This window comes from Actinokineospora sp. NPDC004072 (assembly GCF_053604195.1).
This window is the reverse complement of record NZ_JBSGHB010000014.1, coordinates 141,482-161,191: the sequence shown is the minus strand read 5'-3', so window position 1 is coordinate 161,191 and position 19,710 is coordinate 141,482. Positions and strand designations below refer to the sequence as shown.

18 protein-coding genes and 4 tRNA genes are annotated in these 19,710 nt (G+C 69.3%); 11 read left to right on the top strand and 11 right to left on the bottom strand.

The window, feature by feature from the left end; translation table 11 throughout:
- Positions 1–65: 65 nt before the first annotated feature.
- Both ACWEPX_RS22505 and ACWEPX_RS22500 read right to left on the bottom strand, forming a co-directional pair.
- The gene (locus ACWEPX_RS22505; protein ID WP_451899181.1) at positions 66–884 is read right to left on the bottom strand and encodes a hypothetical protein; all 819 of its coding nucleotides are present in this window, start codon (positions 882–884) and stop codon (positions 66–68) included.
- Entirely contained in the window at positions 881–1,162 is a 282-nt protein-coding gene (locus tag ACWEPX_RS22500; RefSeq protein ID WP_451899180.1) for a hypothetical protein, read from the bottom strand. Before ACWEPX_RS22500 ends, ACWEPX_RS22505 begins: the two co-directional genes overlap by 4 nt.
- 927 nt (positions 1,163–2,089) lie before the next feature.
- Here ACWEPX_RS22500 and ACWEPX_RS22495 point away from each other — a divergent pair.
- Positions 2,090–3,841 carry a hypothetical protein gene (locus ACWEPX_RS22495; protein ID WP_451899179.1) on the top strand — a complete coding sequence of 584 codons (1,752 nt, stop codon included), beginning with the start codon at positions 2,090–2,092 and terminating at the stop codon, positions 3,839–3,841.
- A gap of 39 nt (positions 3,842–3,880) precedes the next feature.
- On the opposite strand, the gene ACWEPX_RS22490 is transcribed toward ACWEPX_RS22495, so the two are convergent.
- The 3 genes from ACWEPX_RS22490 to ACWEPX_RS22480 form a co-directional block, all read right to left on the bottom strand.
- Positions 3,881–4,402 (bottom strand): DUF4407 domain-containing protein, encoded by a 522-nt coding sequence (locus tag ACWEPX_RS22490; RefSeq protein ID WP_451899178.1) that lies wholly within the window; start codon positions 4,400–4,402, stop codon positions 3,881–3,883.
- A 556-nt stretch (positions 4,403–4,958) separates the two neighbouring features.
- The gene (locus tag ACWEPX_RS22485; protein ID WP_451899177.1) at positions 4,959–6,005 is read right to left on the bottom strand and encodes a tetratricopeptide repeat protein; all 1,047 of its coding nucleotides are present in this window, start codon (positions 6,003–6,005) and stop codon (positions 4,959–4,961) included.
- A gap of 364 nt (positions 6,006–6,369) precedes the next feature.
- Positions 6,370–6,690 (bottom strand): hypothetical protein, encoded by a 321-nt coding sequence (locus ACWEPX_RS22480; RefSeq protein ID WP_451899176.1) that lies wholly within the window; start codon positions 6,688–6,690, stop codon positions 6,370–6,372.
- A 421-nt stretch (positions 6,691–7,111) separates the two neighbouring features.
- On the opposite strand from ACWEPX_RS22480, the gene ACWEPX_RS22475 reads away from it, so the two are divergent.
- On the top strand, positions 7,112–8,182 hold the full coding sequence (locus tag ACWEPX_RS22475; protein ID WP_451899175.1) for a tyrosine-type recombinase/integrase: 1,071 nt from the start codon (positions 7,112–7,114) through the stop codon (positions 8,180–8,182).
- A gap of 117 nt (positions 8,183–8,299) precedes the next feature.
- On the opposite strand, the gene ACWEPX_RS22470 is transcribed toward ACWEPX_RS22475, so the two are convergent.
- Both ACWEPX_RS22470 and ACWEPX_RS22465 read right to left on the bottom strand, forming a co-directional pair.
- Positions 8,300–8,371 (bottom strand) — tRNA-Val (locus ACWEPX_RS22470).
- 53 nt (positions 8,372–8,424) lie between these two features.
- Positions 8,425–8,931, bottom strand: coding sequence for a TIGR02611 family protein (locus ACWEPX_RS22465; RefSeq protein ID WP_451899174.1), 507 nt, complete (start codon positions 8,929–8,931; stop codon positions 8,425–8,427).
- A gap of 292 nt (positions 8,932–9,223) precedes the next feature.
- Between ACWEPX_RS22465 and ACWEPX_RS22460 the strand changes: the two genes are divergently transcribed.
- The 4 genes from ACWEPX_RS22460 to ACWEPX_RS22445 all read left to right on the top strand — a co-directional run bounded on the left by ACWEPX_RS22460 (position 9,224) and on the right by ACWEPX_RS22445 (position 10,025).
- The gene (locus ACWEPX_RS22460; RefSeq protein WP_189213027.1) at positions 9,224–9,649 is read left to right on the top strand and encodes an SsgA family sporulation/cell division regulator; all 426 of its coding nucleotides are present in this window, start codon (positions 9,224–9,226) and stop codon (positions 9,647–9,649) included.
- Positions 9,650–9,752: 103 nt separating this feature from the next.
- A tRNA-Gly gene (locus ACWEPX_RS22455) sits at positions 9,753–9,825 on the top strand.
- 52 nt (positions 9,826–9,877) lie between these two features.
- Positions 9,878–9,949, top strand: a tRNA-Cys gene (locus ACWEPX_RS22450).
- A gap of 1 nt (position 9,950) precedes the next feature.
- Positions 9,951–10,025, top strand: a tRNA-Val gene (locus ACWEPX_RS22445).
- A gap of 90 nt (positions 10,026–10,115) precedes the next feature.
- Here ACWEPX_RS22445 and ACWEPX_RS22440 read toward each other — a convergent pair.
- Genes ACWEPX_RS22440 through ACWEPX_RS22430 form a run of 3 tightly spaced genes read right to left on the bottom strand, consistent with a single transcriptional unit; the run spans position 10,116 to position 11,765 of the window.
- Positions 10,116–10,961, bottom strand: coding sequence for an SDR family NAD(P)-dependent oxidoreductase (locus tag ACWEPX_RS22440; RefSeq protein ID WP_451899173.1), 846 nt, complete (start codon positions 10,959–10,961; stop codon positions 10,116–10,118).
- Positions 10,962–10,975: 14 nt separating this feature from the next.
- Positions 10,976–11,362: a hypothetical protein gene (locus ACWEPX_RS22435; RefSeq protein ID WP_451899172.1), complete on the bottom strand. Its 387-nt coding sequence runs from the start codon at positions 11,360–11,362 to the stop codon at positions 10,976–10,978.
- 31 nt (positions 11,363–11,393) lie between these two features.
- The gene (locus ACWEPX_RS22430) at positions 11,394–11,765 is read right to left on the bottom strand and encodes a helix-turn-helix domain-containing protein (RefSeq protein WP_451899171.1); all 372 of its coding nucleotides are present in this window, start codon (positions 11,763–11,765) and stop codon (positions 11,394–11,396) included.
- 322 nt (positions 11,766–12,087) lie between these two features.
- Between ACWEPX_RS22430 and ACWEPX_RS22425 the strand changes: the two genes are divergently transcribed.
- Both ACWEPX_RS22425 and ACWEPX_RS22420 read left to right on the top strand, forming a co-directional pair.
- Positions 12,088–12,366, top strand: a complete 279-nt coding sequence (locus ACWEPX_RS22425) for a GlsB/YeaQ/YmgE family stress response membrane protein (protein WP_451899170.1) — start codon at positions 12,088–12,090, stop codon at positions 12,364–12,366.
- Positions 12,367–12,439: 73 nt separating this feature from the next.
- Positions 12,440–13,549: a carboxylate-amine ligase gene (locus ACWEPX_RS22420; protein WP_451899169.1), complete on the top strand. Its 1,110-nt coding sequence runs from the start codon at positions 12,440–12,442 to the stop codon at positions 13,547–13,549.
- Between the two features lie 61 nt (positions 13,550–13,610).
- On the opposite strand, the gene ACWEPX_RS22415 is transcribed toward ACWEPX_RS22420, so the two are convergent.
- Positions 13,611–14,177: a hypothetical protein gene (locus ACWEPX_RS22415; protein ID WP_451899168.1), complete on the bottom strand. Its 567-nt coding sequence runs from the start codon at positions 14,175–14,177 to the stop codon at positions 13,611–13,613.
- Positions 14,178–14,602: 425 nt separating this feature from the next.
- Between ACWEPX_RS22415 and ACWEPX_RS22410 the strand changes: the two genes are divergently transcribed.
- From ACWEPX_RS22410 to ACWEPX_RS22400, 3 genes are all read left to right on the top strand, one after another.
- Positions 14,603–15,937 carry a carbohydrate-binding protein gene (locus tag ACWEPX_RS22410; protein ID WP_451899167.1) on the top strand — a complete coding sequence of 445 codons (1,335 nt, stop codon included), beginning with the start codon at positions 14,603–14,605 and terminating at the stop codon, positions 15,935–15,937.
- A gap of 379 nt (positions 15,938–16,316) precedes the next feature.
- Positions 16,317–17,024 (top strand): S1 family peptidase, encoded by a 708-nt coding sequence (locus tag ACWEPX_RS22405; RefSeq protein ID WP_451899166.1) that lies wholly within the window; start codon positions 16,317–16,319, stop codon positions 17,022–17,024.
- A gap of 190 nt (positions 17,025–17,214) precedes the next feature.
- Positions 17,215–19,671, top strand: a complete 2,457-nt coding sequence (locus tag ACWEPX_RS22400) for a collagenase (RefSeq protein WP_451899165.1) — start codon at positions 17,215–17,217, stop codon at positions 19,669–19,671.
- Positions 19,672–19,710 lie beyond the last annotated feature (39 nt).

Here is a 19,710-nt window from a genome sequence, read left to right as displayed (position 1 = left end):
AGTTCGTGGAAATCATGACGGGAGGCCCGCCCCCACTGGGGCGGGCCTCCCGTCATGTACCTCGGCTACGCCGTGCGCTGGGGCAGGCGGTGAACGTTGGCGGGGCCGGTCTGCTTGGCCGTCGCGGGGTGGGGCGCGGTCCACTCGTCGACCAGCCCGCTGAACCACCTCGGCCGGACCGCGAGGGCGAAGGTGCCTGCGTTGAAGAGCCAAGCCAGCGTCAGTCTGTCGCCCTTGGCAGCCAGCACCGCACTCGCCAGCAGGGTCACGCCGGTCAGTAGCACGGCCTTGTCGCCGGTCGAGAGCGGTCGAGCGGATGTGCTCCGCGCGGGGGTGGTGGGCTTCCCGCTGCGTAGGTCGCGCCAGGACTTGACCCACATGGCGGCCTCGTTGCCCGCCTCACAAGCTCGGACGAAGGCCCGGATCTGCTCATGGCGGCTGCAGAGCTTGTCGCTGCTGACCATGCGGCTGATCGTGGACTTCGACAGCTCGTTGCCGTGGGCCTTGTCGTGGCGCAGCACGTCGCCCTGCGTCTTGCCCGCGGAGATCATCAGCATGCGCAGCGCCTCGTTGAACGCCTTGGGGGTGCGGGCCTTCCTCGCCGCCGCCAGGGCGCGGGAGACGGACACGGTCTCACCGCTGTCGGAGTCGACCAGGGCCAGCGCGGGTTCCCCTCGAAGCAGCGCCTGTTCGGCGAGCACCAGCGCGATAATCTCCTCGGGCACCCGGTACTCGTGCAGCACCGCCTCCAGCTTGGCCGGGGCCAGCAAGACCACCGAGACCACGCGCACGTACTGGCGCAGGCTCAGCATGTGCAGCAGGCTCCGCAGGTCCTGCGGATGGCTCGGCTCGGCGGCCACGGCACCGGTGATGACGTCGTTCACCCCGTCACCGCCCCAGCGGTGGCGGCTCCAGCCAGACCGGTCAGGACCTTGAATGCGGCGCCCAGCTTGCCGGAGGCGGTCACCGCTACGCGGCCCATGACCAGCATCGCCAGCCCGCACACGACCGCGAGCACCAGCAGCGACTGCTCCACCGGCGGGCCGATGAGCAGCAGCACCACCTCGAGGGTGGCGATGGCGAGGAGGGTGGCCAGCCGCGCCCACGCCGGCGGGCAGCCAGGGGTGAGCAGCATGGCGTTCCAAGGGGACAGCAGGTTCATGCTCTTGATCGACTCTCGTCTCGTTGGGAGTCCGGATGTGAGGCGGACCTGGTGTGGCTGCCTGTCAGGCCTGCGGGACGAGGGGCTGCAACCCCTGCCCCGGCTGCCGTGCGCGCCGTTGCTGACCATGATGCCCCGCGGAGACGCGCATGGGGGCCTGGCTTCGCCCCCCGGGTGTCCCAATCTCCAAGCGACCGTCCCGATCGGCCGCGGCCCCTCCATGGAGAACCCCCCGGTAGAAGCCGTGCTGAGCGACTGTTCCTGCAGGCCATGGGTGTCCCAGACTGCTTCCAACCCCTGGCCACAGGGGGTGTGACAGCTCTACATAGCTAGACTTGGCTTGACGCGCCGAGCTAACTCGGAGCGTCTCTCCGAGGGAGTCCCTTGTGAGGCGGACCATCGGAACTTCACCGGGGGCCTGAGCTGCAACTCAGGCCCCCGGCCCCACTCCCCCTTGGGCGCGAACTCGCCGTAATGCCCTCCACCCCACCGGGCGCGACGCGAGGAGCTGCGGTTTCCGGGCCCGGCGGGTCGGTCGCCCGGCCGCGGAGTCGACGGCGGCCTGCTGGGCACAAGCGCCCAGGGCCAGCCCGCTCTCGGCGGCCACCGCGTTGATCAACGCCCACTCCTCGTCGGTGTAGCGCAGGGCCCCCGACGCTGCCGCGTGTCCCCACATGCGGCCGATAGCTGCGGCCGTCCGGCGTGGCATGGCTGGTCATCGCACCCCCTGACGTCGTAGAGGCAGCGTCCGGTGTTGTTCTGGATACGGGCCCCGCAACGGACCGCCCCGCGGAACGAGCTGGCGAAACACGCCGACCAACGAAACGCGCGCGAGCGTCGAAGTGTTCCGATGGTCGATCCGCAACCGGAGCACCTTCCTGAGGTGCCGGTGGGCGCCGGAAGTCGTTGGTGATCCACAGTTGGGGGGTGAGTGACTCGCAGACGCCGCCGGTCCTGGACAGCCTCAGCCCACTGGAGGAAGCGGTCATCGACGCCGCCCGCCGAGGGACCTGGATATTGCCCGACAGCCAGTTGACGCCCGAACAATTGACCGACACCGAAGACCCTCAACTGCGAGTGCGGGCGGAGTTGATCCGGGAACTGATGATGGGCCGCCGCGGCGAACTCGACCCACGCGGCGTGCTCATCGAGGGTGTGCGGGTGTTCGGAGAGCTGGACTTGAACCACGTCAGCGCGGTCACCGACCTCGCACTCGTCGCCTGCGCGCTGCCGGAGGGCATCACGTGCATGCATGCTCGACTCCACCAGGTGAACCTGCGCCACAGCGCGCTCACCACCTTCCACGGCGACGGCGTCCGCATCGACGGCAACCTGTTCCTGCGCGACGCGCACCTCGCCAGCACCGACGAAAGCGGCGCGTTGCGGCTGGTCGGCGCCCACATCGGCGGCCAACTCGACCTCGACCGCACCACCATCACCAACACCACCGGCCCCGCCCTATACGCCGACCGCATCCGCACCGACGGCCGTCTTGGTCTGGAAGACGCGCACCTCACCGGCACCAGCGAAAGCGGCGCGTTGCGGCTGCTCGGTGCCCACATCGGCGGCCAACTCGACCTCGACCGCACCACCATCACCAACACCACGGGCCCTGCCCTATACGCCGACACCCTCCGCACCGACAGCGCCCTGTTCCTGAGCGACGCGAGCATCAGCGGCACCGGCGAAAACGGGGCTTTGCGGCTGCTCGGTGCCCACATCGGCGGCCAACTCGACCTCGACCGCACCACCATCACCAACACCTCCGGTCCCGCCCTGGACGCCGACGCCATCCGCATCGACAGCGCCCTGTTCCTGTGCGACGCGAGCATCACCGGTGCTGGCGAAAACGGGGCGTTGCGGCTGATCGGCGCCCACATCGGCGGCCAAGCGCACCTGACCGGAACGCACTTGGTCAATGGGTCCGGCCTGCTGCTGACGTTGACAGAGGCCCAGGTAGGCGCGGCGTTGTTCCTGCCGGTCACTCTGATTTGCCCACAGGCTGGCCTGACATCAGGCACTCGCCCCTGTCCGGACAGCGCCCGCGGAATGGACGTGAGCGGGCTGGTGTTCCCGCAGCTCCGGGACGTCTTGTGGCGGCAGTGGCTGCACCTGCTCGTGCATCACACCCCCGGCTACCTGCCCCAGCCTTACCAGCAGTTGGCCGCGGTCGAGCGCGCTGCCGGGCACGACAACAACGCCCGCCACGTCCTCATCGCCCAGCAGGACGACTTACGCCGCCGCACCCCCGAGGCTTTGGGCGGGTGGCTGGCCCGGCGGCGGCATTGGCTGTGGGGGTGGCTGGGCCGCTACGGCTACCGCGCCCACCGCCTCGTCACCGCCCTGCTCACCGTCCTGCTCCTGGCTGGAGCCACCGGCTTCGCCGCCGGGCAGGTCACCACCCGAGCAGGGCACCACGCCGCCGAACGCGTCCCCCCACCCGCCACCCCCGCCACCGCAGCGGGCATCCCCTGCTCCACCGCCGAACTCATCGGCCTCGGTATCGACCGCGGCCTGCCGGTGGGCGCCACCGGCCTGCGGGCTCGCTGCGACCTCGACACCACCACCCGCTGGGGCCAGGCGTTCACCTACCTGCTCTGGGTGCTCCAAGCCCTCGTCTGGGCCTTGGCCACCCTCACCATCGCCGCCTACACCGGCCTCATCCGCAAAACCGCCTGACTACCAGACACACCCAAGGGCGCTTCGGGATCAGTGACGTCACCTCCCGCGCACCACAGACATCCAACTGGCGTTCAACAAGATGATCTGCTTCTGGTCCTTCTCGATCTGCTCCTCGGCCTGGGCGATGACCGGCGTCCACGGCGAGGATGCCTGCACCTCGCGCGTGATCCGACCGACCTCGGTGTTGTTCGACTGCGCAACCATCGCCGCGAGGTCATTCCGGTAGATGAACAGGATGGTGGAGTGGGACACGATGACGCCCACGCCGATCGAGAGCAGACCGCGGATGGCGATGACCTTGAACCGCCCCCAGGCGGACTCGCTCTTCAGCGGAACCACGGTGATGATCACATCGATCGCGAAGACGATCGCGGCCAGGAGCAACGCCCCAATGACGGAGACGACCCAGGGGCCCTGGAAGTTGCTGCGAAAGGCCAGCAGCGATGCGAGGAACGCCCACAGCGCGATGGCGATCATCAGCACCCCGACCGCGACGTGCCTGCCCTTGTGGTGGGGGTCCAGTGCGTCGTCGGGATCAGCGCCCCCGACAACCGCCACGGATCGAAGTAGTCCCATCGCCCGCCCACCCCTTGTTGCCAAACCCGACTGTGTGCACCGTCTACGGATTCGTCCGCGCCCACCTTTGTGTCGCGAAAGCGCACACTTCTTAACACTAATGTGATGCAGATCGCCACCACGTGGATCTTCACCATGCTGCATTCCCAGTTCGACCAAGAATGACGATTACGTCCACATAGGACATCCAACCATCGTGAGCCTCACTCGGTTCTCGACTGGATCGTCGAGCAGGCGGCCCGTCGTCGGGAGTGCCACCGACCCTCGCCAGCTCGGCCGGGGAAGAGCCGCGGTGGAACAGTCAAGCCCGGTTCTGCACTCGTCGACAGCAGGCGCGTTCATCCTGGCAACCCGGCAGACTGGTCCGACGGCGGTTGATGTACGTGTCGACGAGGGACAGCATCACGTCATGGGGCGCCGCCGATTGAGCCCTTTCAGTAGTGTTCGGTTCGACGCGGCGGAGCGTCGGAGTTCGATGGCTGCTCGGCGGCCACTACGTGTATCCGCGCGCTTTCGGCTCTGACCGGCTCGGCGGCAGTCAGCTATGAGACCTGTCCGTTGCCTGCTGCTCGCCCAGCAGGCGGGACAGCTTGTCGCGCACCGATTTCGCGTCCGGATGCGCGAGGTCCTCGAGGAGCCCGAGGGCTGTTCTCCAGGTGCTCTCGGCGTTGGCGAGATCGTCGAGGGCCAGGTAGGTGTCGCCCATGCGCGACCAGGTGGTGGCTTCGGTATACCGGTCGCCGAGTTGTTGGGTGATAGCGATGGATTGCTCGTAGAGGTCAAGAGCCTGGGAATGACAGCCGAGGTGGTGGTGTATGTACCCGAGGCTGTCGAGGGTGTCCCCGAGTCCGGGGCGATGGTCGAGGTCTGTGAACAGGACCAGCGCCTGCTGGCAGTTGTGGAGGGCTTCAGGGAGGTCGCCGAGCAGTGCCTGCTCCCAGCCGAGTTGGTCGAGAGCACGTGCCTGTCCGGCGCGGTGGCCCGCGGTGCGGAAGAGGTCCAGGGCCTGGGCTGCGTGGTCCACCGCTTCGGCGTAGCGTTCCTGGAGTTCGCGCACCCAGCTGAACACGATATGGGTGCGCGCCTGGTCGAGGCGCTTGTCCATCTCGCGGTAGATGTCCAGCGCGTGTCGCAGGTGCGTCGCGGCCTCCTCGTGGCGGCCCAACCGGATGGCGGCACGGCTGAACAACCGGTGCGCGCGCGCTTTCGCGGCTCGGTCGGCCAGCCGCGTGGTGGCCGTGATGGCCGCCTGTTGAGTGGTGATCCAGTCGTACCAGTGGCCGTGACGCTCGAAGTAGGTGGCGAGGGTCCATGCGAGCTGCCAGGCATGGGCATCGAACCGGTGCTGGAGGGCGTGGTCGATGGCGGCCATCAGGGTCTGGTGTTCGTTGACGAACCACTCCAACGCCTGCTGGTCGCCGCTGATCTCGCCCGGGCGCACCTCCGATGTCGCCGATTCGAGGCCGACGCGGCCCCGCTGCGGGGCGATGAGCCGGTCCGCGGTGGCGCTGGTGTGCAGGTAGAAGTCCAGGACGCGGCCGACGGCGGCGCGGCGCTGCGCCTCCGGCTCCACCTCCGCGGCCAACCCGGCCGCGTAGCTGCGGAGCAGGTCGTGGAACTGGTATCGCCCTGGCGAGGGCTCTTCGAGCAGGTGGGCCCGGATCTTCAGGCCCCGGGGCAGGGCGGCGGGGGCTTGCCCCGGGGCCTCTCGGATGTCCCGCGGTCCTCGGACCCGCAACGGCCTCGAATCCGCGCCCGACAGGGACGCTCCTGCGGCCGATCCCGCGTGGTCGACGCCGACAAACACCGCGCGGTCCTGGCCCGCCCGGCCGAAGGTCAGTTTCGTGAGGCGACAACCGGCTCACCTGGGTTCCCTCCCCGAAGCCCGACGACCAAGGGCGTTCACCGGCAGGGTGGCACACCCGCTCCGACAGCCATACCCCTGTCGATCAGTGTCGGCCAGGATCGGAAACAACGGCGGCCTGGCCGGGCCGGCTCAACCCCCAGTGCATCGACGCCTGGGCGAGCTTGGCAGGTGCCGTGCTGGTCACGAGCTGCTGGTACCACCATTGGGCGGTCAGACCGGGCGGAAGCCTGCGGGCGGCGGCAATCTCGGCCCACGACGCGCCGCGCTCCAACGCCACCTCGATCAGCTGACGCTCGCCGAAGTCGAGCCATGCCCGTTTCTCGGCGACGTCGGGCTTGCTGAGAAAGTCGGCGGCGTGGTGTCCCCGATGGCTCTGATTTCCGGAGTTCAGGGATGCCTGCACGTCTCTCGAGGTGGCGTGCTACCCGCAGTGAGGAGAGCTGCTCGTGCCCGTACCTGGCCCCTGCCTCGGCGCTTGCCTCAGACTTGACTGGCCGGTCGTCCAAGTCGATGGTTGGAGGCTCCACAGCCCGTCTCTCGTCATCGTCAGTTCCGCTGCTGACGAGCAGCGCGGCGGCCTTGGCGGCGAAGGGCGGGCCGGTGACGCGAAACCGCTGAACAGGTGGCGTGCGGGGCGGCCAACGATCGAACCACGGCCGTTCGTGGGTGAACACAATTGTTGCATTCTCCTGCGATCGGAGCGTGGATATCGCTGTGCCTGACGCGCGGCACAGCCGCCCAATTCGGAAGGATGTTGAACATTGGCCTGGGTGGAGGAACGCAAAGACGGTTTCCGTGTCCGGTACCGGCTCGAGGATGGGACGGTGTTCTCCGAGAACGGGTTCACCACCCGTCAAGCGGCGCTGGCCCGCGCGGCGGACGTGGAGTCCGATCAACGGCGTCAGCGGTTTGTCGATCCCCGCCTGGCCAAGACGACGATCGACGAGTGGATCCGAGCGTGGACGGCCGCGCGCGCTGTCAGCGCGGTGACCGCGGCCACCTACGACTCCCACATCCGCAACCACATCCTGCCCCGCTGGTCCGGGACCGCGCTCGGCGCCATCACCCGGATCGCGGTCAAGGGATGGGTGAACAAGACCCTCAAGGCCGCCCTGGCGGACAAATCGGCCAAGGACGTCCTCGTCCTGTTCTCCATGATCCTCGGCGAGGCCGTCGACGAGGAGCTGATCGCCGCCAATCCCTGCCGCAGGCTTCGGATCACCTTCGCCGACCGCCCCGAACGACCTCACGCCAGCACCGACGAGGTCGACGCCCTGGCCGGGCGCATGCCCCCCGACAGCGGGCTGATGACCGTCACCGCCGCCTACACCGGCCTGCGCTGGGGCGAACTGGCCGGCCTGCAATGGACCAACACCCACCTCGACACCGACCCGCGCATCCAGGTCGACCCCGCCACCGGAGCCCTCCACGAGATCAACGGCCGCCTCGAACTCGGCCCACCCAAGACACCCGCCAGCATCCGCACCGTGCACCTACCACCGTTCCTCGCACGACACCTACGCGAACACCACGAACGCAACCCCGACACCCGCTTCGTCTTCACCGGCGCCCACGGCGGCCTCTGGCGACGCTCCAACTTCCGCCACCGCGTCTGGCTCCCCGCCCTCGCCGGAAACCCCGAAGCAGGCTGGGCCCCGCTACACCCGGGCATGCACTTCCACGACCTGCGCCACACCCACCAAACCTGGCTCATCGAAGACGGCGTCCCCCGCATCCTGCGCCTGTCCCGACTCGGCCACCGACGCAAAGACATCGACGACGTCTACTCCCACGTCACCGACACCATGATCGAGAAAATGCTCAACGCCCTGCAGACCCGATGGGAGAACGACGGCGGCTGGACCTGGACCACCAACCCCGCGGCCGCCGCCTGACCACTTCAGGTTCCGCGAAGGTGTTCAGATCACCCTGCTCCCCAACCGCTCCCCAAAACGATCAGCGCCCCGCCAACAAGATCCGTTGACAGGGCGCTGACCAGCACATATAACCCGTGGGCGATACTGGGATCGAACCAGTGACCCCTTCGGTGTGAACGAAGTGCTCTCCCGCTGAGCTAATCGCCCGGGTCTGGCGCCCCCGCGGGGGCGACGGGGAGAACACTACATCAAGTCGGCCGCTAGCCGAAAACCGGGGACCTCAACCACGGCCACTCCGCTCCCACCCAGCCGCCGACCAGCGCAAACACGCCCAGCAGCCACAGCGTCGCGAGGACGACCAGGCAGGTGAAGGACAGGACCAGGACGCGGATGGTCCAGTGCTGGCGCTTGAGCCAGGCGAGCCAGGCGTCGTAGCGGGCGCGGGCGAAGTCGAGGAGGCGGCGGGCCCAGGGGAACTCGACGGCGAGGATGGCCAGGCCCGCGAAGACGACCAGCCAACCCGGACCGGGGTACGGGATCATCAGGGCGCCCGCGGCTAGCACAGCGGCACCGATCACCGCCACACCCACGCGCCACACCAGTCGGGTGGTCTTGCTGCGATCGGCCCAGTCCGGACGGACGCTCTTGTGCTCGGGCGCATCACCCGCCACAGGCGCACCTCCGTCCAGTTCAGCCAGGGGGACATTGTGCCGCCACGCCTTCCCCCGGGCATCCGGAGTGCTCTTGACCTGCAGGAACGTGGTCATTGCCACATCAATCGGCGACTCGCAGGTCAGCGCGGATTTTGCGATCGGACAACAGCCACCCGGGTCGGGATTCGCACTTCAGGCGCTACCAACCAACCGGAAAACCGGCCAGTATGGGGAGGCTGCCCGGAGCCCTGTGGTGACTCTGCGCAGTGCGGCGAGCGCCCAGCGCGGCGAGCGGTGGCCCGTCCGGGTGACATCAACCGGAATCGCGACCGATTCGTTGCGCAGAGGCGTCACATGTAAGGGGCTCAGTCGTTTTGACTGGGAAGGGAGCAGAAGGGTAGCGACGATGCGAAACGATCACGTGACGCTGCGGTCGACCGCGGTGTTCGACCTCCTGGCGCCGAGGACCCCAGCGGTGCCGGTGAAGGTGGAGCTGCGCTACGACACGCGCGACCCGTACGCGGTCGTCGCCGCCTTCCGCACCGGGCGCACCGGATGGGTCGAGTGGGTCTTCGCGCGCGACCTGCTGGCCGACGGCCTCATCGCCGAGGCGGGCGACGGCGACGTCCGCATCCGCCCGGCAGGCGACGACCCCGAGGTCGTGGTCATCGAGCTGAGCAGCCCGTCGGGCCACGCGGTCTTCGAGGCCGCCGCCCAGGAGCTCGCCGACTTCCTCGACCGCACCTACGACGTCGTGGTGCCCGGCAACGAGCACCTCTGGGTCGACGTGGACGAGGCGCTCACCCAGCTGATCTCCACCGACCTGACCTGAGGAGATCGGCGAAGGGGACCCCGATTTGGACCCCTTGGGGGGCCTCGGATAGAGTTCACTCGCACCACGCCGGAGGGACCACCACGGACCACCCGGAAGGCGTGCGGACGTAGCGCAGTTGGTAGCGCATCACCTTGCCAAGGTGAGGGTCGCGGGTTCGAATCCCGTCGTCCGCTCGGAAGCGGTTCGGCCTCTGCGCCGGCCCCCCGGAGGTCCCCTTCGGGATACGGCGGAGTGGCCGAGTGGCTTAGGCAAGGGCCTGCAAAGCCCTGTACGCGGGTTCGATTCCCGCCTCCGCCTCGGGCGATTAGCTCAGTGGGAGAGCACTACCTTGACACGGTAGGGGTCACTGGTTCAATCCCAGTATCGCCCACCATGCGTTCAACGCTGGTGAGAAGCCCTGTCCCTTCACGAAGGGACAGGGCTTCTGTCGTCTCAACGGAGAACCGTCTGGGTGTGTCCCTCGTCATGGCGGATCGATGAGGCGACGGGGGCGTGCAGGGTCGGCGGATTCGGTCACACCGCAGGCGCGTCGGGCGGGACCGAGCAGGAGGGCCGCCGTCCGCGACGAATCCCGAGCCTGTGATGAACGAGGCGTCGGGTGCGGTGAGGTCGAGGACCAGCGGGGTGATGTCGGCCGGGGTGCCGATCCGGGGATGGCGTACGGCTCGGGCGAGTAGAAGTCGGCGATGGGCGGCTGGCCTGCGATCGGTTGGTTGATCAACGGGGTGGAGACGACGCCGGGGTGGACGGAGTTGACCCGGATGCCGTCTCGACCCAGCTCCAGCGCGGCGGTCCTGGTGAGCCCGCGCAACGCCCACTTGCTGGCGACGTACGGCGCGTAGAGCGACGTGCCGACGTGGGCCGCCGTGGAAGCGATGTTGACGATCACTCCCCCGCCGTTGCGGCGCAGTGACGGGGTCGCGGTCTTGATGCCGAGAAACGCGCCGATGAGGTTGACGTCGAGGATGCGGCGCCAGACCGCTGCTCGGTGGCCTCGATCGGTGCCGCGGGGTTCTGGACGGCCGCGGTTGTTGACCAGAACCGCGATCGGGCCGAACCGGTGGTCGGCCTCGACGGCCGCCGCCGCCCAGGCGTCTTCGTCGATGACGTCCAGGCGGACGAACAGGACCCGATCGCCGAGTTCGGCGGCGAGTTCCAGAAGCGGGCAGCGACCATCGAGGCTGCCACCCGGCTGTTTCTCGACGCCGGGTACGCTGGCACGCCAATGGCCGAGGTGGCCGGGGAAGCCAGATACGGCGTGGCGAGCAACACCGACTGAAGCGGTAGGCCGCCGTGTGGCCAGGGTCAATGACAGCGGGATGGTCAGGCGCGCTTGGCCAGGGCTGCTTCGATCATGCGGACGGTGTGGTCGGGGTTGTCGACTTCGATGATGAGGCGTTTGTATTCGGGGTTGTCCAGGGAGATCACGATGCTCTTGGTGGGGTCGGCGACGTCCCAGAAGACTCGGTCGCCGTCTTGGGTGAAGGTGCCGCCCAGGTAGTGGCCGTAGGCGTCGGTGCCGATGCGCTTCACGCCGGGCCATTCGCGGAGCTTCCTGAGGCCCGGCCAGCCCGTCGACAGCTCGGGGTCGACGGTGGCGCCGCGCACGTCGCCGAGGGGGATGGTCAGCTCGCTCTTCATCGCGCCGAGCTTGCGGATCCCCTTGACCGTGACGACGAGGTCGTCCCCGACGATGGTCACTTCTGCCATGTCCTGATCCTTCCGTTGCCGATCGGCGTGCTCAGGCCATGCCTGCGCGAGCTGTGAGCCGTCGGTAGATGTGCTCGGCGGGTGGGGTGCCGGTCGCGTCGAGGGTGGTGATGACGGCGCGGGCGGTGTTGACCACATCGGGGTCGACCGCGGCCCGTTCGCGCAGGGCCACGGTCAGCAGGTCGACGACGAGGTCGCGGTCCTCGGACTGCTGCACGGCGGCCGCGAAGGCCAGCCGGAAGAGGCCCGCCTTGCTGCCGAACGCGCCGTAGAGGCTCCCGCGCAGCAAGCCCGTGGCCTCGACCAGCCGGCTCACCGACGCGCCCTCGTAGCCGCGCGCAGCGAACTCCCGGGCCGCGTTCAGCAGGACCTCAGCGCGGTCGAACTTCGGGACACCCACCATGCCCCGAGACTAAGCATGTATGAACGGTTAGTCAAGAATCGGCTGGCGTCTGCGTCCGCCGGTCACCCGACGTCGGGTCGAGGGGCCAGGCGCGGCGTGGCGGGCAGCTCGGCGGGTGGGGCGAGGGCGCCCAGGAGCAGGGGCTCGGTCGGCGCGGCCGGGAGTTGCTTGCCCAGCGGCCAGGGGCGTCTTGGGGGTCGAGGTTTGTGGTCTGTCTCGTGAGGACGGTCACGGGATGTCTGCCCGGGGCGGCAGCGTCGGTGTTTGGGGGTCACCCGGTGGTGGTACTGATCGCAGCGTCGTCGCGAGGTTGGAGGTTTGTGTGACTGTCACCGGCATCATCACTGCGATCGTCATCGGTCTCATCGTGGGTGTGTTGGCTAGGTTGCTGCTGCCCGGGAGGCAGAGCATCCCGCTGTGGCTGACGATCGTGGTCGGCATCGTGGCCGCGCTGATCGGAACGGCGCTGGCCAGGGCCTTGGGCATCCCCACCGCGACATCGGGGATCGACTGGCTCGAACTGGTCGTGCAGGTCATCGTCGCCATGGTGGGTGTGTCGCTGGTCTCGGGGTTCTACGGCAGAAGGCACGTCCGGTCCTGACCACGCGGAATGGATGCCTCGGCCCGATCGGGTCGGGGCATCCTGCTTGCTTGCAGAGAGAGGAGCGCGGGCGATGGACAGGCCCACGTTGGGGGTTGAGGAGGAGTTCGTCCTGGTCGACGGGGACGGGCGCCTCGTGCAGGAGGGGCCGGAGACGCTGGCCGAGACCGCGGAGCCCGAGGCCGACCTCAAGGCCGAGCTGCTGCGCTGCCAGGTCGAGTCCGCCACCGGGGTGCACTCGGAGGTCGACGCCCTGCGCGCGGACATCGCGCGGTCGCGGGCGGCGCTGATCGAGGCCGCGGCGGGCCGGGGTTTGCGGCTGCTGGCGTCCGGCACGCCCGTGCTGGCCGAGGAGTTCGACGCCCTTCTCGGGCCGGACACCCGCTACCGGCGCATCCACTCCCGCTTCGGGTCGATGGTGTTCAGCGGGCTCACCTGCGGGTCGCACGTGCACGTGGAGGTCGCCGACCGCGAGGTCGCCGTCCAGGTCGTCAACCACCTGCGGCCGTGGCTGCCGGTGCTGCTGGCCATCTCGGCGAACTCGCCCTTCAACGACGGCCGCGACACCGACTACGCCAGCTCCCGGCACCTGCTGTGGACGCGCTGGCCCACCGCCGTCCCCCCGCCGTACCTCGACGACGCCGCCGACTACGACACCCGCGTCCAGGAGCTGGTCGACACCACGGCCGCGATGGACCTGAAGATGGTCTACTGGGACGTCCGGATCTCCGACCACCTGCCCACCATCGAGGTCCGCGTCGCCGACGTGCTGCCCACCGCGGACGAGGCCGCGCTGTTCGGCATCCTCGTGCGGGCGCTGGTGACCGAGTTCATCGGCCTAGTCGGCCGGGCGTTGCGCGCCCAGCCCATCCCGCAGGACGTGCTGCGCGGCAGGCTGTGGCGGGCCGCCCGCGACGGCCTGACCGGCCAGTGCGCCGACCCGATCACCGGCCACCTCCGCCCGGCCCTCGACATCGTGGACGACCTCATCGCCCGCCTCCACGACCCCGCCGAGCGCGCGCTGGCCGCCGAGGTCCGCGACCGCTGGCACGCCACCGGCGGCGGCGCCGACCGCCAACGCCACGCCTACGCCCGCGCGAACTCCCTCACCGACGTGATCGACCACATCGTCACCGAGACCGCTCGCGGCACCGGCGTCGAGGGAGCCCGCCGCGAGTCCTGACGGCGGGAGAACCGATTTCAGCGGTGGCCCCGCGCGGGGATCAGGCGCACGGACGCCGGCCTCAGCTGGTCGTGGGTTTGAGGTTGGCGGTGCCGTCGCGCCAGGCCAGGGCGATGGGGACGAGGAGGGCGACGTAGACGGCAGCGGGGATGATCGTCCAGGCGTGGAGGTGGTGGGCGGCCTTGGTGAGCATCAGGGCGATGAAGGCGAGGTAGATCAGGCCGACGCCGCCGTAGGCGATGATGAGGGCGGCGCGCTGGGCCGGGCGGGCGGTGTGGATGTTGGTGGCGTGCTCGCTCGCGGTGACGCCGATGCGGGTGGGGTCGAGGTCGGGGCCGGTGTTGGGGGCGGTCGCCAGCAGGAGGGCCTGTTCGAGGGCCAGGATGCTGGTCGCGCGCACGGCGGCGAGGTTGATCAGGACCGCGTGGAAGGCCGCGATGCAGATCATGGGGAACGGGAGCAGGGCGATCACCCAGCCCAGGGTGTCGAGCTTGTCGTAGAAGGCGATGGTGCCGACCAGGTAGGTGACCGCGGCGCCCATCGTGGCGAGGCTGACGGTGAAGGCGGTCGAGCGGTCGGCGCGGTCGGATTGGTAGATCGCGGTGAGGGCCTGCTGGCGGTTGGACAAGGCTCCCCCGGGGGCAGCGGCGTCGGTTACGCCCTCAGGGTCGGTTGATCAAATCCGGGTGTTACGGCGAGCGAGGGTCAGCGGGTGGGCGCGTTCCCGATCACACCTGTTCGGCCCTGCGGGCTTCCTCGGATGCCGCTCCCCCGGCGCGGGCAGCAAGATTTCAACCGAATCCGGGGCCGGGAAATCGATCCTCCAATATTCGGCCGACCGCGTGGGATTTATCCGCGGGGGACGATCACGCCTGGTAGGCGGCCTGGCACCACCGGCGCAGTTAATCTCTCGACCATCGAACGGAAATCGTTCCCAGGGCGGCGATCCGGGGGCGACTATGGACACCGACCGGATGGCGTCACGATAATTGCGGAATGTGGAACATTTCTTTGCCATCGAGGAAATCCAGGTCCCAGAGTTTGGTGATCGCGATGGTTACCAGCGTCGCCGTGACGGTCGCGGCGGCGCTCGTGGTGGCGGGCAACGGGGCGGCGTCGGCCGCCCAGTCCGCCGCCCTCGTACCCTGCGCCGCCCCCGCCTGGGCTGAAGGCAAGACCTATACCGCAGGCACCGACGTGACGTACTCGGGCAGGCTCTACGACGCCAAGGTCACCCACACCGCGTGGCCCGGGACCGGGTGGAACCCGGCCTCGACGCCGACGCTGTGGGCCGACCTCGGCGCGTGCGACAACGTGCCGCCCACGACGACCACCACCGTCACGACCGTGCCGACCACGGACCCGACGACGAGCGAGCCGACGACCACCGAGCCCACGACCACCGAGCCGACGACCCAGCCCCCCGGCGACGAGACCTGCCCGGTCAAGTCGAAGCCGAGCGGCAAGGTCCTCGTCGGGTACTGGGAGAACTGGGACGGCGCGTCCAACGGGGTGCACCCGCCGTTCGGCTGGACGCCGATCGACAACCCGGTGATCCGCCAGCACGGCTACAACGTGCTCAACGCCGCCTTCCCGGTCATCCGCGGCGACGGGACCGTGCTGTGGGAGGACGGCATGGACGCCACCGTCAAGGTCTCCACCCCCGCCGAGATGTGCCGGGCCAAGGCCGCGGGCCAGACGATCCTGATGTCGATCGGCGGCGCGGCCGCGGGCATCGACCTCAGCTCCCGCGCGGTGGCCGACCGGTTCATCCAGACCATCGTGCCGATCCTCAAGCGGTACAACTTCGACGGTCTCGACGTCGACATCGAGACCGGCCTCACCGGCAGCGGCAACATCAACCAGCTGTCGCCGTCGCAGGCCAACCTGATCCACATCATCGACGGCGTGCTGGCCCAGATGCCGTCGAACTTCGGGCTCACCATGGCCCCCGAGACCGCGTACGTGACCGGCGGCAGCGTCGTCTACGGCTCGATCTGGGGCGCCTACCTGCCGATCATCAAGAAGTACGCCGACAACGGCAGGCTGTGGTGGCTGAACATGCAGTACTACAACGGCAGCATGTACGGCTGCTCGGGTGACTCCTACTCGGCGGGCACCGTGCAGGGCTTCGTGAAGCAGACCGAGTGCCTGAACCAGGGCCTGGTCATCCAGGGCACGACGATCCGCGTGCCCTACGACAAGCAGGTCCCGGGCCTGCCCGCCCAGCCGGGCGCGGGCGGCGGCCACATGTCGCCCGCCCTGGTCTCGCAGGCGTGGAACAGCTTCAACGGCAACCTGAAGGGCCTGATGACCTGGTCGCTGAACTGGGACGGCTCGCGGAGCTGGACCTTCGGCAACAACGTCAAGGCGCTGCAGGGCCGCTGACCCCGTGAAGCCCGTTCGGCCGCCTTGAGGGGGCGGCCGAACGGGCTTCTTCATGCGGGCACGGGTTCGGCGGCGCGAGGCGCGGTGGGGTCGGAGCTGCTGCGCCCAGGTGCTCGATCTCTTGCCGCAGCGGGCGTCCCGGGCGGTGGGTGTGAGCGGGCGGCGGGGTTCTGCGGTAATCGGTAAGGGTGGTGAAGGTGGGGGTTGGGTGGCCTCGGGGGTTGGGGGCAATACCGTTAAAGTGCGGGTGGATACGCGGGATTGCTTGGGTGGGTACGGATTGCTTGCGTTCTCCGGGTGGTCGCAGACTCCGTGGTGTCCTCGCCCCTTGGGGTGGTGGGAATTCGCGGAAACCCTGCTGATCGCGGAGGAATGCGTTATGAGACTGGTCAAGGTGTTGGTGGCGGCTGCGTTGGCGGCGGTGTCGGTGGTGGGGGTGGCGCAGGGGGCTGCGGCCGCGCCGCCGGATGCTGGGGTGCAGATCATTGATGGGGGGTACTACAACCAGGCGGCGCCGTGGGCGGCGAGGTTGTTCCTCAACGGGACCGAGAACTGCAGTGCGACGATCATCGCGCCGCGGTATGTGCTCACCGCGCGGCACTGCGTTGGGGGGTCGTTGTCGTTCCGGATCGGGAGTCTGGACCAGTACTCCGGGGGGACGGTCGCCTACGGGGCGAGGACGACGGTGCATCCCAGCGCGGATCTGGCGGTCGTGCAGTTGGATCGGGCGGTGAGCACGACCTACTCGCCGTTGGGGACCTCCTCCGATGTGTGGGTCGGGCAGACGACCACGATCCTGGGGTGGGGGGCGACCGGGCGGTGCAGTCCTGAGTTGCAGTGCCAGTCGCGGTACCTGAAGTACGCCAACGTGCGGGTGTCGACCGTCAACGGGCGGGACTACCACGGCGGTGTGGGCATCGGGGCGTACTACGGCAACGGCATCGCCGCGGGTGGGGACTCCGGGGGGCCCATGTTCGGCAACGGCAGGCAGGTCGGCGTCGCGTCGACCAGCAACCGGTCGGACTACACCACCTACACCAACATCACCCGCTACCGCTCCTGGATCCAGTCCATCGCGGGCGTCTGACCCGCCTCGGGGGGTGGTGGGCGCCCGCCCGCCACCCCACCGGCGATTTATGGCAACGGCTATTCCCGGCGGTACCCCTTTCGGCGTTACGGTCAGAAACACCGGTTGCGCAACACGGCATCCCCGGAGATCCCGCGGCTCTCCGCCCTGCTCGAAGCCCGTCCCGGCTTCCCCGAAAGGTGCCACGCGAATGGCAATCCGAACATCCGTCCCCGTTCTGCTCCTCACCGCTGCAATGGCCTTCTCCGCCGCCTCCGCCGTCGCCGCGGAGGCCCCCGTCGCCCCCGCAGGTCCCCCGCCGCTCGGCTTGGCCAGCAGCGGCCTCGACGACGGGCACGTCGGCGAGGGGCGGCTCCCGGTCGCCGAGCGGCCGCCGCTGCCCGCCACCGACGACGCCCTGCGCGCCGACTACGACCTCCCCGAACCGCAGGCCCCACGCGCGCTGGCGGCGTGCGCCATCGTCGGGCTGACCGGCCCCGCGCTGGCCGACCGGGTGGCGACCTCCGACCCGGCCTGCGTGAACGCGCTGTTCTCGCTGACCGGCGACGACGCCCGCCGCACGTTCAGCGAGGCGCAGATGGTCACCGTCGCCGACCGGATGCGGTCGGTCTCCAGCGCCTACCCGGGCAATGACTCCACCGGCGCGGGCAGGCTGGCGCTGTTCCTGCGCGCAGGCTTCTACGTGCAGTGGTACAACCCGGAAGTCGGCGACTACGGACCCGCCCTGACCGCCGCCGTCCGGTCCGCTTTGGACACCCACTTCGCCGCCCCGCGCGCCTTCGAGGTCACCGCGGCCAACGGCGAGGTGCTCTCGGAGGCCGTCGTCCTCATCGACAGCGCCAACCTGGGCGACCGGTACCTCGGCGTCGTCAGCCGCCTGCTCAACGCCTACAACTCCGCGTACGACCAGTTCCCCAGCATGCTGAACGCGGTCAACTCCGTCTACACCGTGCTCTTCCGCGGCCACTACCGGCCGGAGTTCGTCACCGCGGTGGGCAACGACCGCGCGGTGCTGACGACGCTGCGGGACTTCGCGCGGCGGCACGTCGGCCTGCTCGGCGGCAGGCAGTCCTACCTCGCCTCGAACGCGGGCCGGGAGCTGGCGCGGTTCCTGCAGCACGAACCGCTGCGCGCGACCGTGCGGCCGTACGTGCGCGAGTTGCTGGGCATCTCCAGCATCCGCGGCGCCACCGCGCCCTTGTGGGTGGGCATGGCGGAGATGACCGACGCCTACGACAAGCCCAACTGCGCCTACTACAACACCTGCGACCTGCCTGCCCGGCTGGCCGCCGAGGTGCTGCCCATCACCCACACCTGCGCGTCGACGCTGCGCATCCGCGCCCAGCAGCTGACCGCGGCGCAGCTGTCGCAGACCTGCTCCAGCCTGCTGGCCCAGGATGCGTTCTTCCACGGCATCGCCCGCGACTCCGGCCCGGTCGCCGGGGACCGCAACACCTCCCTGGAGGTCGTGGTCTACGACTCCAGCACGGACTACCAGACCTACGCCGGGGCCATGTGGGGCATCGACACCAACAACGGCGGGATCTACCTGGAGGGCAACCCGTCCGCGACGGGCAACCAGGCCCGGTTCATCGCCTACGAGGCCGAGTGGCTGCTGCCGACCTTCGCCATCTGGAACCTCAACCACGAGTACACCCACTACCTCGACGGCCGCTTCAACATGCACGGCGACTTCGGCTCGAACGTCTCCACGCCCACCATCTGGTGGATCGAGGGCTTCGCCGAGTACGTCTCCTACACCTACCGCGACCTCCCCTACACGGAGGCGATCGCGGAAGCAGGCAGGCGCACCTATGCGCTGAGCACGCTGTTCAGCACGACCTACAGCCACGACACCACCCGCATCTACCGGTGGGGCTACTTGGCGGTGCGGTACATGCTCCAGTCGCACCGCGCTGATGTCGACACGGTGCTCGGCAACTACCGCCGAGGCGACTGGGCGGGCGCGCGATCGTTCCTCACCGGCATCGGCAGCCGCTACGACGCCGATTGGGACGCCTGGCTGTCCCGCTGCGCCGCGGGGTCCTGCGGGGGCGGGGCCAACAACCAGCCGCCCGCGGCCGACTTCAGCAGCGCGGTCTCCGGCCGCACGGTGGCCTTCACCGACCGCTCCACCGACCCGGACGGATCGGTCGTCGAGCGCCGGTGGGACTTCGGCGACGGCAGCACCGCCACCGCGGCGGCGCCCAGCCACACCTACGCCGCCGACGGCGTCTACACCGTCACGCTGCGGGTGACCGACAACGGCGGGCTGACCGGGACGGTCACGAAGACGGTGTCGGTGGGCAGCTCGGGGGCGGAGTGCACCGGCAGCGACACGCGCATGCTGGGCAACGGCTGCGTGCGGTCCAACCGCTCGGTGAGCGGTTCCGGGTACGACTACCTGTACGTGCTGCTGCCCGCAGGGACGGCGCAGCTGCGGCTCACCGCCTCCGGCGGCACGGGCAACTGCGACCTGTACTACAGCGGGAGCACGTGGGCCACGGCGGCGACGGCGACCCACCGCTCCACCGCGGCGGGCAACGCGGAGTCCATCACCGTGGCCGCGCCGCCGTCCGGCTACGTGTTCGTCAGCCTCGGCGGCAACCCGGCCTGCTCCGGCGTGGCGGTCAGCGCGCGGTACTGAGCCGTTGTTCGGCGAGCCCGGCGGGGGCACCCCCCGCCG

Excerpts from the sequence above, each read along its gene's own strand:
- ACWEPX_RS22410 (WP_451899167.1), top strand. The coding sequence starts at position 14,603 with ATGGTTACCAGCGTCGCCGTGACGGTCGCGGCGGCGCTCGTGGTGGCG.
- ACWEPX_RS22400 (WP_451899165.1), top strand. The coding sequence starts at position 17,215 with ATGGCAATCCGAACATCCGTCCCCGTTCTGCTCCTCACCGCTGCAATG.
- ACWEPX_RS22430 (WP_451899171.1), bottom strand. The coding sequence starts at position 11,765 with ATGGTGGGTGTCCCGAAGTTCGACCGCGCTGAGGTCCTGCTGAACGCG.
- ACWEPX_RS22460 (WP_189213027.1), top strand. The coding sequence starts at position 9,224 with ATGCGAAACGATCACGTGACGCTGCGGTCGACCGCGGTGTTCGACCTC.
- ACWEPX_RS22420 (WP_451899169.1), top strand. The coding sequence starts at position 12,440 with ATGGACAGGCCCACGTTGGGGGTTGAGGAGGAGTTCGTCCTGGTCGAC.
- ACWEPX_RS22465 (WP_451899174.1), bottom strand. The coding sequence starts at position 8,931 with ATGACCACGTTCCTGCAGGTCAAGAGCACTCCGGATGCCCGGGGGAAG.
- ACWEPX_RS22405 (WP_451899166.1), top strand. The coding sequence starts at position 16,317 with ATGAGACTGGTCAAGGTGTTGGTGGCGGCTGCGTTGGCGGCGGTGTCG.
- ACWEPX_RS22500 (WP_451899180.1), bottom strand. The coding sequence starts at position 1,162 with ATGAACCTGCTGTCCCCTTGGAACGCCATGCTGCTCACCCCTGGCTGC.
- ACWEPX_RS22435 (WP_451899172.1), bottom strand. The coding sequence starts at position 11,362 with ATGGCAGAAGTGACCATCGTCGGGGACGACCTCGTCGTCACGGTCAAG.